This window comes from Vibrio sp. HM8-C (assembly GCF_058630515.1).
Window position 1 is genome coordinate 364271 of record NZ_JBMMKS010000001.1, and the last position, 15633, is coordinate 379903.

A 15633-nucleotide genomic window follows, 5' to 3' on the forward strand; every position below is an offset into this window, starting at 1 on the left:
AAAAGTGAGAGCAAAAAATGGAGAAAATGTTTGTACTAGCAAAAAAATGGATTTTGGCTTTTTCGTTGGCTTTGTTGTTACCAACTGCTCATGTAATAGCAGAGGACAATGTGAAAAGCCAAGAAACTGCAGCAGACGGTATAGTCATTACAGTTAATGTCAATACGGCATCAGCTGAAGAAATTTCGACTCTGCTATTAGGTATTGGCTTGAAGAAAGCACAGGCAATAGTTGATTACCGATCTCAACATGGTGCGTTTACCGCTAAAGAGGACCTTACAAAAGTCAAAGGGATTGGGGTTTCAACGGTTAAGAAAAACGAAGACCGAATCCAATTATAAAGACTATTCACACAGTCAATTTGGCTCAAGTCTCTACTTGAGCCTTTATTTTCCATTCGGCAAAAAGCAACTTTGTAGAATAAAACACGATATATAGAAATCCTTCCTAGCGCCTTCGCTCTATTCCCACTATAATTTTTCGCCGGTGAAACGTGGATATTCTCTATCCATGAATAAAAATAAGTGGAGTAAAACATGCCCTCACACACACCGGTGATTACCGTAGATGGTCCAAGCGGAGCAGGTAAAGGTACGCTTTGCATGCTATTAGCAAATAAACTCGGTTTTCATCTTTTAGACTCAGGCGCTATTTATCGTGTGTTAGCACTGGCTGCTATCCATCATGGTGTTGACCTAGAGTCCGAAGACGCGTTAGTGCCATTGGCTATGCATTTAGATGTTCAATTTATCGCTGAAGGTGACTTAGTAAAAGTTATCCTTGAAGGTGAAGACGTCTCGAAAGAATTACGCAAAGAAGACACCGGTATGGCTGCTTCTAAAGTAGCTGCACAACCACGAGTACGTGAAGCTCTTCTACGTCGTCAACGTGCATTCGCAGAAGGTAAAGGCTTAGTCGCTGATGGTCGTGACATGGGAACTGTTGTTTTCCCAACGGCGGAAGCGAAGATATTCTTAGACGCAAGTGCTGAAGAAAGAGCTCGTAGACGATTCAAGCAGTTGCAACTGAAAGGGCTTGATGTTAAATTTGACGCCCTTTTAAGCGAAATCCAAGAGCGTGACGACCGAGATCGTAACCGCCCAGTGGCTCCATTACGCCCTGCTGAGGATGCGCTAGTGCTAGATTCGACCGAAATGTCTATCGACGAAGTCGTGGAAAAAGCACTACAATATATCGAATCGAAGTTGGCGGAATAAACCACGTCAGCTAAGAGCGTTGGTTGCAAGGATGATGACCGGCGAATTTAATAACCCCCATGCGGTAGGATGCCCGTGGACGTTTAATTATTGAAGATTAAATAAATGACTGAATCTTTTGCTCAACTCTTTGAAGAGTTCCTAAATGAAACTGAATTCCAACAAGGTAGTATCGTTAAAGGTACTGTAGTAGCTATCGAGAACGGTTACGTTCTTGTAGATGCTGGTCTTAAGTCTGAGTCTGCTATCCCTGCTGAACAATTCAAGAACGCTGCTGGCGAACTTGAAGTTGAAGTTGGTTCTCAAGTAGATGTTGCTCTAGACGCTGTTGAAGACGGTTTCGGTGAAACTCAACTTTCTCGTGAGAAAGCTAAGCGTCACGAATCATGGATCGTTCTTGAGAAAGCATACGAAGAAGCTGAAACTGTTGTTGGTATCATCAATGGTAAAGTTAAAGGCGGTTTCACTGTTGAACTAAACGGTATCCGTGCATTCCTTCCTGGCTCTCTAGTAGACGTACGTCCAATCCGTGACACTGCTCACCTAGAAAACAAAGAGCTAGAGTTCAAAGTTATCAAGCTAGACCAGAAACGTAACAACGTAGTTGTTTCTCGTCGTGCTGTTATCGAATCAGAAAGCAGCGTTGAGCGTGACGAACTTCTTGAAACTCTACAAGAAGGTACTGAAGTTAAAGGTATCGTTAAGAACCTTACTGACTACGGTGCATTCGTTGACCTTGGTGGTGTTGACGGTCTTCTACATATCACTGATATGGCTTGGAAACGCGTTAAGCACCCATCAGAAATCGTTAACGTTGGTGACGAAATCCTAGTTAAAGTTCTTAAGTTCGACCGTGACCGCACTCGTGTATCACTAGGTCTTAAGCAACTAGGCGAAGATCCATGGGTAGCAATCGCTAAGCGTTACCCAGAAGGTCACAAGCTATCTGGTCGCGTAACTAACCTAACTGACTACGGCTGCTTCGTTGAAATCGAAGAAGGCGTTGAAGGTCTAGTACACGTTTCAGAAATGGATTGGACTAACAAGAACATCCACCCATCTAAAGTTGTTAATGTTGGCGACGAAGTTGAGGTTATGGTTCTTGATATCGACGAAGAACGTCGTCGTATCTCTCTAGGTCTAAAACAGTGTAAAGCTAACCCATGGCAGTCATTCGCTGAAGCGCAAGCTAAAGGCGATAAAGTTACTGGTAAGATCAAGTCAATCACTGACTTCGGTATCTTCATCGGTCTTGACGGCGGCATCGACGGTCTAGTTCACCTATCTGACATCTCTTGGAACGTTCCTGGAGAAGAAGCTGTACGCGAGTACAAGAAAGGCGACGAGATCTCTGCAGTTGTTCTAGCAGTAGACGCAGAGCGTGAGCGTATCTCTCTAGGCGTTAAGCAAATGGAAAACGACCCATTCAATGCTTATGTAGCTGACAACAAGAAAGGTGCTCTAGTTAACGGTACTGTTACTGCAGTTGACGCTAAAGGCGCAACTATCGAGCTAGAAGAAGGTGTAGAAGGTTACATCCGCGCTTCTGAAGTTGCTCGTGACCGCGTAGAAGACGCAACTCTAATCTTAAGCGTTGGTGACAGCGTTGAAGCGAAATTTACTGGCGTTGACCGTAAAAACCGCGTAATCAACCTATCTATCAAAGCTAAAGATGAAGCTGAAGAGCAAGAAGCAATGGCTTCTATCAACCAAGAAGATGGTGCTTCTTTCGGTAACGCAATGGCAGACGCTTTCAAAGCTGCTAAAGGCGAATAATAGCTATCGCTAATAAGAAGGAGCCGTAAGGCTCCTTTTTTTTGCTTTTTTATTATCATATTCGTTTTTTGAGTATTTAACTTGCTGAACAGATTGCAGTTAGTGGTCTATTTTATAAAAAGAGTGCACCTAAAGCGCAGTTCAAAGCTAATTGAGCTAATGTTTTATTAAATAAACAGAAGATCTTTAGAAAAACTATTAGGTGTTTTGCAAGATCATTTTCTACAATACTAAGTAAGTGTTTGTTGGAATTGATATTACTTACTATAATGAGTAATAAAAAATCTATGAGGGAAATTATGACTAAGTCTGAATTGATCGAAAGGCTCTGTGCTGAGCAAACACATCTGTCGGCAAAAGAAATCGAAGATGCGGTAAAAGATATTCTTGAGCATATGGCCAACACTCTTGAGAGTGGAGATCGCATCGAAATTCGTGGTTTCGGTAGTTTCTCTCTTCACTATCGTGAACCGCGTGTCGGCCGTAATCCTAAGACAGGTGATAAAGTTGAGTTGGAAGGTAAATACGTACCTCACTTCAAACCTGGTAAAGAATTGCGTGAGCGAGTGAACGGCTAATCTCAGCATACAGATTGATTAAATAGGCGGCATACCGACAAGGTGTGCCGCTTTTTTATGATATATAGACATGGTTTGTCAGGGGATTTTCCTGCATAATCAGTAAAGCCGATTTATGGATAGGTGATGGACTATGAAAATTATAAAAATCGTTGTGGTACTCGCTCTCTTTTTGATTGCACTTGCTTTAGGTTCTCAAAACCAAGAAGTAGTGACTTTCAATTATCTAATTGCTCAGGGAGAATTTCATCTATCTACGCTTCTCGGTTCTGTATTTGTATCAGGTTTTGTTCTTGCTTGGGTTATCTTTGGCAGCTTGCATCTAAAATCACAATTGAAAGTGCGCAAATTGAATAAGCAGCTTAAGAAGGCCACTCCAGTTAACAAAGAACCATCCGAAAACAGAGTTAATATTGGATAAGGCTGTTTTTAGATGTTAGAAATTCTCTTCTTGTTATTGCCAATTGCTGCCGCTTACGGTTGGTATATGGGTAATCGTAGTGCCCAACATGACAAGCAGAAGCATTCACACCAAATTTCACGTCAATATGTCACGGGTTTAAACCTACTGCTTTCTGATCAATCAGATAAAGCGGTCGATCACTTTATTGAACTTCTTCAAGTAGACAACGAAACTATTGATACTCACCTTGCTTTGGGTAACTTGTTCCGTTCAAGAGGAGAGGTTGACCGAGCGATACGTATTCACCAAAACCTCATTTCTCGATCTGGTTTGACTATAGACCAAAAAAACTTAGCTCTTCAGCAATTGGCTAAAGACTACATGGTCTCAGGTTTCCTTGACCGAGCGGAAAAGATTTTCGAACAGCTTGTAGATGAGCCAGAACATAGAGAGTCTGCTTTACAGCAACTAACATCCATTTATCAACAAACAAGAGAATGGCATAAAGCTATTGAGTGCGCTTCCGCTTTGGTCAAAATGGGTCGCAAACGCATGAGAAGTAGCATTGCTCACTTTCTCTGTGAGTTGGCGATGCAAGAGAAAGCGAACGGCAGCGATAGCAAAAGTATTCAATTGTTTAAAAGGGCCCTGTCAGAAGATCCGAAGTGTGTAAGGGCAAGTATCGCTCTTGGAAAGTCTTTTTTAGAAAGTGAAGACTATAAGCAGACAATTCATTACATGAAAATGGTGCTTGAGCAAGATATCGATTTTATCGGTGAAGTACTACCAACACTTGCTGAGTGCTATTACCATCTAGGCCAAGAGCATGAACTGGTCGAGTTCTTACGCAAATGCATTGAAAATAAAGCCGGTGTATCTGCAGAACTTATGTTGGCTCAATTGGTTGCACAGCACGAAGGTGTTGCAACAGCACAGGAATTACTGACGCGACAACTGGTAAAAAATCCTACTATGAAAGGTTTTTACCGTTTGATCGATTACCATATTGCTGAGGCTGAAGAGGGGCGAGCAAAAGCAAGTTTGTCTACGCTTAAAAAGCTTGTTGGCGAGCAGTTGAAAGTCAAACCACATTACCGATGCCGTAAATGTGGGTTTTCTTCTCATTCATTATATTGGCATTGTCCTTCATGTAAGGGGTGGGGATCTGTCAAACCTATTCGTGGTTTGGACGGAGAGTAGTATAAGTTTTATCAGCCAATTGATTGGTTGGTGAATAACAATTAAGACTTGCAGCTAAATCAGCTGCTTTTTTTTAGCTCAATGGATACTTAGGAGTAGAGATGAACGACCAGAAAGTGATCGTTGCACTGGATTATGATAATCAAGCGGATGCGCTTGCATTCGTCAGTAGAATCGACCCAACAAGCTGTCGCTTAAAAGTGGGCAAAGAGATGTTTACTCTTTTTGGCCCTGATTTCGTTCGCGAACTACACAAACGTGGCTTCTCTGTATTCTTAGATCTTAAGTTTCACGACATTCCCAATACATGTTCAAAAGCAGTAAAAGCAGCTGCAGAGCTAGGCGTATGGATGGTGAATGTTCACGCCAGCGGCGGTGAACGAATGATGGCAGCATCTCGTGAAATATTGGAACCTTATGGTAAAGATCGCCCACTATTAATTGGCGTTACTGTCCTGACAAGCATGGAGCAAAGTGATCTTGCTGGTATTGGGTTAGACGTTAAGCCCCAAGAGCAAGTTATGCGTTTAGCTAGTTTGACGAAGAATGCAGGTTTAGATGGTGTGGTGTGTTCAGCTCAAGAATCACAGATGCTAAAGCAAAGTCTTGGGCAGGAGTTTAAATTGGTGACTCCGGGTATTCGACCTGCTGGTTCAGACGTTGGTGACCAACGCCGAATTATGACGCCATATGAAGCGGTTCAAGCAGGTTCAGACTATCTTGTTATTGGCAGACCAATCACTCAAGCGGTAGACCCTGCTGCAGTTTTAGCTGAAATTAATGCATCGTTAGCCTAATTAATTTGAGTATGAAAAAGCCAGCCATTCGCTGGCTTTTTTATACTGGTGATCCTGAATGGAACCGGAATTCGTTGTCGCTTGAAGAAATGAGCTCAGCTTCCACATCTCCAAAAAGTTTAATCCTATCTGATATATTTTTTTCGGAAATTTGCTCTGCAAGTTCTAAATAGTCTTGATAGTGCCTCGCTTCTGAACGAAGAAGGGATATGTAGAATTTTTTTATCGACTCTTCCAAATAAGGTGCAAGTTTCGCAAATCGCTCGCATGAACGTGCTTCAATGTACGCGCCAATAATCAACTTATCGATGAGTGCCTCCGGCTCGAAAGTTCGTACATGCTTAATCATCCCCTTTGCATAGCGACTTGCGGTAATCGGCCGATATTCAAACCCTTGTTGTTCTATGATTTCTAACACTTGATAAAAGTGATGAAGTTCTTCTTTGATGAGCAGAACCATCTTGTCAATCATATCTTGCCCGTATGAACAGCCATCTCTGGCTTTGATGGACTTAGACAATTGACTTTTACCACGCAACGTTTCGAGGTTACCTACCCCTTTAAACGCAAAGAGTTCGTATGGCTCTACAAGCTGCGTAATCTGCTCTTTGCCTTCATCTGTCAGTACATATCGTTTTAGTAAGAATACAGCGCTCTGAGCCGCTTTCAACTCACATAACAGGTGATCTCTGAGGATTCTCGAGAGATTCTCAGGCTTCTGCGCTTCTATAATCCACGCATCCGGTGTCGGATATTGAAGAAATTGATGAATTGGAGCGAGCAGAGTATCAAAGGTTTGGTGTTCGTTCATAATTCTTATAAGAAAAAAGGTCGCCGAGGCAACCTTTGATTAAACAGAGTGTTACGTTGGAAACTAGGATGTTACCACTTTTTCTTCTCACCGAAGAGCGCTTCCATATCACTATTACGTTCTTTCTCTTCGATTTCTTGTAGGTCAGATGCATTTTTACTTTGACGCTTATGCTCTAAGTCATCATACATCTGCTGCAACTTGTCTCTCGCTTGGTTTGAGTAGTTGTCATTTTTTGTACTAAGAACATCAAGACCTTTACGTAACAATTGAATAGCAGTACCAGGTTGACCACGAATAATAGAGTCGTTTGCACGCTTGATGACGTTTTCAATGTTAATTCGGACTTGAATGTTTTCTAGTCGAGCGTTTTCAGTTACATAAGCTTGGGTTTCGAAGCGACCTTTATTGTGTTCGCTCTTGATAGTGTCTCGTAAGCGTTTAACCAGTTTAAGCATAACGATAGCTTGCTTATCACTGCTTGGAACTTTAAAAGTTGTGCTGTCGCCACCTGGATGATGCTCTTTCAAATGCTTAATTTGTGCGTTCATATGTTCGATACGCTGCGCCAATTGTTTATTCTTTGGCTCAAGTTCGAACATATTCTGCAAGCAATCCAAAATTCGAATATTTAAGCATAGTAGTAATTCTTTACTAAAAGGCAGGTGATGAGCATTACCGATCAAGTCTTCAGTTGCATCAATAATCGCTATATATTTTGATGATTCTTGCTTTCTTGCAGCTTCAACTTTGACTTTGTATTGCAACATAATGTTGTAGCCCAAAACCAAAACAAGCAGTATTGCAACCAGCGCGATAATTAAACCTATATTCATAAATTCCGTGTCTTCATTTTTCAATGACTAGTGAATAGGATACAACAACATAACTTATCACTACACCTAGAAATTTACTAATTTCATTGTGATATTTTTGAAGCGAAAAAACGCTTCAATCGATATTGTTTGAAAGTCTGCACAAAGTTTTGCCTGTAAAACGCGATAACCGGATCTATTTCGCATCCTACGGCTTGTTTTCGCTATTTTATGTATAAGCTGTCCGCTCAGACCTTGCAAATTCTGCATAGTAGAGTATATAACTAATAATTATATAGCATACTCATTTAGGCAAGGATTTAAGGCAGTTATGAAGTTGCAACAATTGAAGTACATCGTTGAAGTGGTTAACCACAATTTGAACGTTTCTGCCACCGCCGAGAGCTTGTATACATCTCAGCCGGGAATCAGTAAACAAGTTCGTTTATTGGAAGACGAACTGGGTATTCAGATATTTGAACGAAGCGGTAAGCATCTTACTCAGGTAACACAAGCTGGTGAAGATATTGTACGTATTGCTACCGAAATACTTTCCCGCGTTGAAAGTATCAAAGCTGTCGCAGGTGAACATACCCATCCAGAAATGGGTACGCTTAATATTTCGACTACGCACACTCAAGCCCGTTATGCACTGCCAGCAGTAATAAAAGGTTTTACGGCTAGATATCCTAAAGTGTCTCTCCATATGCATCAGGGGACACCTAGCCAAATGTCTGAAGCGATAGCGAAAGGTGTCGCTAACTTTGCTATCGCAACTGAAGCCTTACATCTCTATCAAGACGCAGTGATGTTACCTTGCTATCACTGGAACCGTTCTATTGTTGTACCTAAAGACCACCCATTAACGAAAAAAGAACGTATTACGATTGAAGATTTAGCTGCATTCCCTCTGGTTACTTACGTGTTTGGTTTTACTGGACGTTCTGAGCTAGATACTGCGTTTAATCGTGTCGGTTTAACGCCAAAAGTGGTGTTTACCGCTACCGACGCTGACGTTATCAAGACGTATGTTCGTATGGGTATTGGGGTGGGTGTGATTGCGAGTATGGCAATCGATAAGGAGCAGGATAAAGATCTTGTAGCTATCGATGCGAGCCATATATTCGGAGCAAGTACAACCAGTATCGGTTTCCGCAGAGGAACATTCTTACGCTCATACATGTTCGATTTTATGGAGCGCTTCGCACCTCATTTAACTCGCCCGGTAGTTGAACAAGCGATCTCCTTGAAATCTAACATGGAAATCGAAGAGATGTTCAAAGACATTGAATTACCAGTGCGCTAAGGCTTTTACTTCGCTTAAAACTCCCCCTACACTACAGGCAGCTTAGGGGGAGTCATGCAGTCTAGATTTCAAACACTCGATCAATTCTTATTTAAATTTCAATCTTTCTGGCGCTTTGAAGCATTCTTCCAGTGTTTTGATGAGAAGAATCTGTGGCCGCAATATCCTGAATTAAATAATTGGCTGCAAAGCCTGAGTTTAGAGGATATCGAGAGGCTGAAAAGTTGTCCTGATGAAATGATCATCCAGCTTTCTAACTTTATTCCTGAACTCAGCATCATCCCTGAACTCGCATACTTACCAACGACAAAGCATACTGAACTCCAACGTCATCTTGCGTTAGAAGCAGGCATTCCTGGCAGGAAGCTCGCTCAGATCCAATCTCTAGGACAAAGTGTACTATCTCATCATCATGGTAAAGAATGGTTAGAGTGGTGTTCGGGTAAGGGGTATTTAGGACGTATTTTGGCGTTTAATTCAAATCAGCCTGTAGTCAGCTTTGAGTTCCAGCAATCGCTTTGTGAATCGGGGCAAAGGGACGCGGAGAATCTGTCATTACCTATGTCATTTGTTCAAGGTGATGCATTTGACTCAAAAAGTGCAGATGTTTTTCACGCAGAACAACACGCTGTAGCACTACATGCATGCGGGGATTTGCATGTCCAATTAATGCACTATGCTGCTCAGGCGAAAACTAAAGCCCTCAGTTTCTCTCCGTGTTGCTACCATTTAATACAGAGCGATACATACAACGCGCAATCTTGTTTAGGTAAAGAATCTAAGATCCAATTAACAAAGCAAGAATTAAGAATTCCACTGCAGGAAACGGTAACGGGAGGCGAGCGCGTAAAACGTCACAGACAACAAGAGATGAGTTTTCGATTAGGTTTAAATGCTTTGCTAAATGAATGCTTATCTGTAAGCGAATACGTACCTATCCCAAGTATCAAGAAATCATTTTTGAGCGAAGGGTTTGAAGCATTTTGTCTTTGGGCAGCTAAAGAAAAGGGTTTTATTTTGCCAGATGTGAATTTCTCACACTACGAAGAAATAGGTATAGAGCGTTTTTGGCAAATGGAGCGTTTAAGTTTGGTTCAACAATGCTTTCGTCGTTTACTTGAGATATGGCTTGTACTGGATAAAGCGATGTTTTTACAAGAGAGTGGCTATCGAGTTGAACTGAGTGAATTCTGCAAAAGAGAAAGCACACCTAGAAACATTCTTATTCATGCAGTAAGGAATGAAAGTCCTTAGTAAAAAGATGCCGAGTAGCGACTCGGCATTCCATTCATCTTAGTTAAACATTGCAATGGCTTGTTTAGGATCAACGTAATCAATGTGGAAAGCGTCGGCAACGGCTTTGCAGGTAACTTTACCGTGAATCACATTGAGACCATTAAGCAGCCCAGAGTCTTCCAATAGCGCTCTTTGATACCCTTTGTTTGCCAGCTTGAGTATATAGGGTAGTGTGGCGTTGTTGAGAGCATAAGTTGACGTTCTAGCAACGGCACCTGGCATGTTGGCAACACAGTAGTGAACTACATCATCAACCACATATGTGGGTTCTGCGTGCGTTGTAGCGTGTGATGTTTCAAAGCAACCACCTTGGTCAATAGCGACATCTACAATGGCTGAGCCTGCCTTCATTTTCTTAATGTGCTGTTTAGTGACTAGTTTCGGCGCTGCTGCGCCTGGAATGAGAACAGCACCTATGACCAAGTCTGCATTTAGAACATTTTGTTCTACCGTATCTTTAGTTGAGAATAAGACTTTTGCTTGACCTTGAAATTCTTCATCAAGTTTTCTCAATGTATCAATATTTTTGTCGATGATTGAGACATCAGCCCTTAGCCCAACAGCCATTCTGGCAGCGTTCGCACCAACTACGCCACCACCTAGAATCACGATTTTTGCAGGCGCGACGCCGGGTACACCGCTTAACAATAAACCGCATCCGCCCCGTGATTTTTCTAAAGCTTGTGCACCAGCTTGAATAGACATTCTACCTGCGACCTCAGACATTGGTGCTAATAGTGGTAAGCGACCCATATTATCTGTTACAGTCTCATACGCTATACAGACAGCTTTGCTCTTGATTAGCTCTTCAGTTTGTGGAAAATCTGGAGCTAGGTGTAAATAAGTAAATAATATTTGCCCTTCTTTGAGCAATGCTCGTTCGACAGCTTGAGGTTCTTTAACCTTTACAATCATCTCTGCTTTCGCAAATATGTCTGCAGCGGTAGGAAGAATGGATGCGCCCGCGGCGATGTAATCGTCGTCTGAAATACCAATGCCATTTCCGGCATTTGTTTCTATAAAGATTTGGTGGCCGTGAGAGACAAGTTCTCTCACACTTGATGGGATCATACCGACACGGTATTCGTGGTTTTTGATTTCTTTAGGTACACCAATGATCATCCTGACTCCTTAGTCTAACTTGGTTGTATTGACTGTGTCTTGAGTTGCATGGCGAGTTTATTGCTAGTATATGCGCTATTGTTTAAGATTTGAAACTGCATATTAAAAAGTTGTAGTATATTTTTTGCAAGGAAGTAATTAAGGTGGAATATAAAAATGGCAGACAACTATAAAAGGCCGTCCAAGGATCTTGACCGTATCGACCGCAACATCTTGAATGAGTTGCAGAAAGACGGTCGTATTTCGAACGTTGAATTGTCTAAGCGAGTAGGTCTTTCTCCAACGCCGTGCTTGGAGCGTGTACGTCGCTTAGAACGTCAGGGTTACATTACTGGCTACACAGCGTTATTAAACCCTCAGTATCTTGATGCATCACTATTGGTTTTCGTAGAAATTACTCTAAACCGTGGTGCGCCAGATGTGTTTGAACAGTTTAATACCGCAGTTCAAAAACTGGATGACATCCAAGAATGTCACCTAGTATCAGGTGATTTCGACTACTTGTTGAAAACTCGTGTATCAGACATGGGTGCTTATCGTAAGTTACTTGGGGATACATTGTTGCGTTTACCGGGCGTAAACGACACACGTACCTACGTTGTAATGGAAGAAGTTAAACAAACCAATCAGTTAGTTATCAAAACCCGTTAATCGTGCTTCGGTTCAGAATAGTGGTATTTCTTTCCGCATTCTGACTTTAGTTAATTGGGTTTTTGACCTTGATATGGTTAAATCTTCGAACAAACCGAGCGGCTTTTGCCGCTCGGACTGTTTTCACCTATCCAATATGAGTATAGTGTTACTCACGTTGGCCATAATAATCATATTCAAGTTGGTTTATGTTCAAAGAGAACAAAAATAAAGTCGAAACTATTATCAAAACGAGTGAAGAAATTGGCTCTTCCCGTTTGAATGGTATTCAAAGACTTAAAGAGTGCGGGCTAATCCTGACCGTTCTGGCTTCTATTTTGTTAGCAGTAGCACTATTTACATTTAATCCTGCCGATCCTTCATGGTCTCAAACTGCATGGGGCTCAGATATTCAAAACGGTGGTGGTATCGTCGGCGCTTGGGTCGCGGATACACTGTTTTTTGTATTTGGTTCTTTAGCTTATCCTCTACCTGTTATTTTAACCGCTGCTGCGTGGGTCGTTTTTCGTAAACGTCGTGAAGACGAAAGCATTGATTTAATGCTGTGGGGAACGCGCCTATTGGGTTTAGTGGTTCTCTTATTAACGAGTTGCGGATTGGCGGATATCAATTTCGATGATATTTGGTATTTCTCATCTGGGGGTGTTGTTGGAGATGTGCTAACCAGCCTTGCTTTACCTACTCTCAATGTGCTCGGAACAACGCTTGCTCTTTTATTCTTTTGGGGGGCAGGTTTTACGCTTTTAACTGGCATTTCATGGCTTAGTATCGTTGAAAGACTTGGCGATATGAGTATTGCTTGCCTTCATTGGATTCTTAACCGAATTCGTGGGCAGAAAGAGGAGATTGTTGAACCTCAATTAACATCACCTTCGCTCATAGAACCTCTACAAACTAGAGCGTTAGAGCATCAAGATAACGATGAAGCTTCAGATGCTGTGGAAAGTATTTCAGTATTGCCCGAAGACTCGGAGCAAGAGAATCAGCCTGTCGCTCGACGTTTCAATATTCACATGCCAAAAGAAGAACCTGTGGCAAAAGCATCAATAGAGTCTGATGATTTTGCTATAGAGCAAGTTTCGCAGGCACCGAACTATCATTTCGACGACGAGGAAGAAGATCTTCCACCACGTAGTAAGCAACTGTCTTCGACAATTGAAGAGCTTGATATGGTTGCTCGTGAATCGGATGATTTTGCTCAAGATGAAATGCCTTGGGAATCTTCAAGTGATGAGGTAGTTGAAGATATCGATGTGCCAGCTGAGCCAATGATAAACACCAGCCAACTTGATGTTGTTGATATTGAGCCTGCTGATGATATCCATATCGAACCGACTATCTCAAATTTAGATGTGCTAGATGACGAAGATGAGTGGCAACCAGAGTCACAGTCTGAATATGGTTTTGAAGACTATGATGATGAAGATAACGAAGAGTTAGAACAAGACAAAGATCTTGCTGCTTTCCAAAACTTGGTTTCTGAAGCACAAGCCAATATGGCAGGGCAACAGAATCCATTTTTAATGCAAAAAGATGTGAAACTGCCAAAACCAGCAGAACCAATGCCTACATTGGAACTGCTTTATCACCCAGAAAAACGTGAAAACTTCATAGACCGAGAGGCGTTGGAAGAGATAGCTCGTCTGGTAGAGGCAAAGTTAGCTGATTATAAGATTCAAGCTGAAGTAGTTGATATCTTCCCTGGGCCGGTTATAACTCGTTTTGAATTGGATTTGGCTCCTGGTGTTAAGGTGAGCCGAATTTCGAGCTTATCGATGGATTTAGCGCGTTCTCTGTCTGCAATGGCAGTGCGTGTTGTAGAGGTTATTCCGGGTAAACCTTATGTAGGTCTCGAATTACCTAACATGAGTCGTCAAACGGTATATCTGTCTGACGTAATCGCAAGCCCTCAATTTAAAGAATCAAAGTCTCCGACGACGATAGTACTTGGGCAAGATATTGCTGGTGATGCAGTCGTGGCTGATCTCGCGAAAATGCCGCACGTGTTGGTAGCTGGTACAACTGGTTCCGGTAAGTCGGTGGGTGTGAACGTCATGATCCTGAGTATGTTGTATAAGTCGACACCAGAAGATGTACGTTTCATCATGATCGACCCGAAAATGTTGGAGCTTTCTATCTACGAAGGTATTCCACACTTACTGGCTGAAGTTGTAACAGACATGAAAGATGCTTCAAATGCACTTCGTTGGTGTGTGGGAGAAATGGAACGTCGTTACAAGCTTATGTCCGTGTTAGGCGTGCGGAACATTAAAGGTTTCAACGACAAACTGAAAATGGCAGCTGAAGCTGGTCACCCGATTCACGACCCATTGTGGAAAGAAGGTGACAGTATGGACGCAGAAGCGCCATTGCTTGAGAAATTGCCATATATCGTTGTGGTGGTGGACGAGTTCGCCGACTTGATGATGGTGGTCGGTAAAAAAGTAGAGGAACTGATTGCTCGTCTTGCTCAAAAAGCACGTGCGGCAGGTATTCACTTAATTTTGGCAACTCAGCGCCCATCTGTTGATGTTATTACTGGTTTGATTAAAGCAAACATTCCAACACGTGTAGCCTTTACTGTTTCAACGAAAACGGACTCGCGAACTATTTTAGATCAGGGCGGTGCGGAGTCACTGCTAGGTATGGGTGACATGCTTTATCTCGCTCCGGGTTCTAGCCATACAATTCGTGTACATGGTGCATTTGCCTCTGACGATGACGTACATGCCGTTGTGAATAACTGGAAAGCGCGTGGTAAGCCTAATTACATCAGCGATATCATCAGTGGCGATCAAAGCCCAGAAATGATGTTGCCGGGTGAACGAATGGAAAGTGATGAAGAAGTAGACCCGCTATTTGATCAAGTGGTAGAGCATGTTGTAGAGACGCGTCGTGGTTCTGTTTCTGGCGTGCAACGTCGTTTTAAGATCGGCTATAACCGAGCTGCACGCATTGTTGAACAATTAGAAGCTCAAGGAATAGTGAGTGCGCCTGGTCACAACGGTAACCGTGAGGTGCTTTCACCAGCACCTATTCGCGACTGATGTTGATTTGTTTTGAAGATGAAAAAGGCGCCAGTTGGCGCCTTTTGTCTTTTAATTTTCTAACGTTTTTATCTAAAGAAACGTCTTTTCTCTTTAAAGAACTGAGAGATGACAATAATCGCTAGCGCAACAATATTAGCGGCAAAAATAATGACTAACCACTGAGGCATAGATAAATCAAGTAATTGCCAAACTATCTTGCTACAGTCACCATAAGCTTCGAACATCCATGGGAACCATTGGTTCAACGGTGCCCAGCTCGGGAACTGAACAAATACATCGCACGTTGCAAAAGGAGAAGGGTGAAACTGATATTGAACGTGTTGTAGAGATAGCATTAATCCTTTGTATGCGCTAAAGCCCCAACCAGCAAAACCTAACCAACGAAATAGCGGGTTTTTAGGTGCAATTAGTCCCACAATTGCAGCTCCGCCAATTCCCAACATAGCGACTCGCTCATAAATACACATGACGCAAGGTGCTAAAACCAACACGTGTTGGAAGAAAAGCGCACTGGCTTCAAAAAACAATACGAATCCCAATAACAATATCCAAGAGATTCGGTTTTTAGAAAAAGTGTGCAGGCTAGAAAAGAAAGTCACAGTGAATCCTTA

The 15633-nt window shown here is 42.2% G+C and carries 15 protein-coding genes; 11 read left to right on the plus strand and 4 right to left on the minus strand.

Annotated elements, in window-relative coordinates; all coding sequences use genetic code 11:
• Positions 1-26 precede the first annotated feature (26 nt).
• From ACOSVQ_RS01665 to pyrF, 7 genes are all read left to right on the plus strand, one after another.
• Complete coding sequence (locus ACOSVQ_RS01665; protein WP_491980862.1) at positions 27-341, plus strand: ComEA family DNA-binding protein; 315 nt, start codon at positions 27-29, stop codon at positions 339-341.
• Positions 342-536: 195 nt separating this feature from the next.
• Positions 537-1217, plus strand: coding sequence for a (d)CMP kinase (gene cmk, locus ACOSVQ_RS01670; protein ID WP_491980863.1), 681 nt, complete (start codon positions 537-539; stop codon positions 1215-1217).
• A 105-nt stretch (positions 1218-1322) separates the two neighbouring features.
• Entirely contained in the window at positions 1323-2993 is a 1671-nt protein-coding gene (rpsA, locus tag ACOSVQ_RS01675; protein WP_165310767.1) for a 30S ribosomal protein S1, read from the plus strand.
• A gap of 299 nt (positions 2994-3292) precedes the next feature.
• Entirely contained in the window at positions 3293-3571 is a 279-nt protein-coding gene (gene ihfB, locus ACOSVQ_RS01680; protein ID WP_491980864.1) for an integration host factor subunit beta, read from the plus strand.
• A 133-nt stretch (positions 3572-3704) separates the two neighbouring features.
• Positions 3705-3992 carry a LapA family protein gene (locus ACOSVQ_RS01685; RefSeq protein WP_491980865.1) on the plus strand — a complete coding sequence of 96 codons (288 nt, stop codon included), beginning with the start codon at positions 3705-3707 and terminating at the stop codon, positions 3990-3992.
• A gap of 12 nt (positions 3993-4004) precedes the next feature.
• Positions 4005-5174: a lipopolysaccharide assembly protein LapB gene (gene lapB, locus ACOSVQ_RS01690; RefSeq protein WP_491980866.1), complete on the plus strand. Its 1170-nt coding sequence runs from the start codon at positions 4005-4007 to the stop codon at positions 5172-5174.
• 101 nt (positions 5175-5275) lie between these two features.
• The gene (pyrF, locus tag ACOSVQ_RS01695; protein ID WP_491980867.1) at positions 5276-5971 is read left to right on the plus strand and encodes an orotidine-5'-phosphate decarboxylase; all 696 of its coding nucleotides are present in this window, start codon (positions 5276-5278) and stop codon (positions 5969-5971) included.
• A 40-nt stretch (positions 5972-6011) separates the two neighbouring features.
• Here pyrF and miaE read toward each other — a convergent pair whose 3' ends face one another.
• Both miaE and ACOSVQ_RS01705 read right to left on the minus strand, forming a co-directional pair.
• Positions 6012-6782 carry a tRNA isopentenyl-2-thiomethyl-A-37 hydroxylase MiaE gene (miaE, locus tag ACOSVQ_RS01700; protein ID WP_491980868.1) on the minus strand — a complete coding sequence of 257 codons (771 nt, stop codon included), beginning with the start codon at positions 6780-6782 and terminating at the stop codon, positions 6012-6014.
• A 71-nt stretch (positions 6783-6853) separates the two neighbouring features.
• Complete coding sequence (locus tag ACOSVQ_RS01705) at positions 6854-7618, minus strand: DNA repair protein (RefSeq protein ID WP_491980869.1); 765 nt, start codon at positions 7616-7618, stop codon at positions 6854-6856.
• Between the two features lie 310 nt (positions 7619-7928).
• Here ACOSVQ_RS01705 and cysB point away from each other — a divergent pair, with 310 nt between their 5' ends.
• Together cysB and ACOSVQ_RS01715 are read left to right on the plus strand one after the other, a co-directional pair.
• Positions 7929-8903: an HTH-type transcriptional regulator CysB gene (cysB, locus tag ACOSVQ_RS01710; RefSeq protein WP_165310789.1), complete on the plus strand. Its 975-nt coding sequence runs from the start codon at positions 7929-7931 to the stop codon at positions 8901-8903.
• Positions 8904-8957: 54 nt separating this feature from the next.
• Entirely contained in the window at positions 8958-10157 is a 1200-nt protein-coding gene (locus ACOSVQ_RS01715; RefSeq protein ID WP_491980870.1) for a methyltransferase, read from the plus strand.
• Positions 10158-10196: 39 nt separating this feature from the next.
• Here the strand turns inward: ACOSVQ_RS01715 and ald are convergent, their stop codons facing one another.
• Complete coding sequence (gene ald, locus ACOSVQ_RS01720; protein WP_491980871.1) at positions 10197-11321, minus strand: alanine dehydrogenase; 1125 nt, start codon at positions 11319-11321, stop codon at positions 10197-10199.
• 156 nt (positions 11322-11477) lie between these two features.
• Here ald and lrp point away from each other — a divergent pair, with 156 nt between their 5' ends.
• Together lrp and ACOSVQ_RS01730 are read left to right on the plus strand one after the other, a co-directional pair.
• Positions 11478-11972 (plus strand): leucine-responsive transcriptional regulator Lrp, encoded by a 495-nt coding sequence (lrp, locus tag ACOSVQ_RS01725; protein WP_004726475.1) that lies wholly within the window; start codon positions 11478-11480, stop codon positions 11970-11972.
• 188 nt (positions 11973-12160) lie between these two features.
• On the plus strand, positions 12161-15019 hold the full coding sequence (locus ACOSVQ_RS01730; protein ID WP_491980872.1) for a DNA translocase FtsK: 2859 nt from the start codon (positions 12161-12163) through the stop codon (positions 15017-15019).
• A 68-nt stretch (positions 15020-15087) separates the two neighbouring features.
• Here the strand turns inward: ACOSVQ_RS01730 and dsbB are convergent, their stop codons facing one another.
• Positions 15088-15621: a disulfide bond formation protein DsbB gene (dsbB, locus tag ACOSVQ_RS01735; RefSeq protein ID WP_491980873.1), complete on the minus strand. Its 534-nt coding sequence runs from the start codon at positions 15619-15621 to the stop codon at positions 15088-15090.
• Positions 15622-15633: the final 12 nt, after the last annotated feature.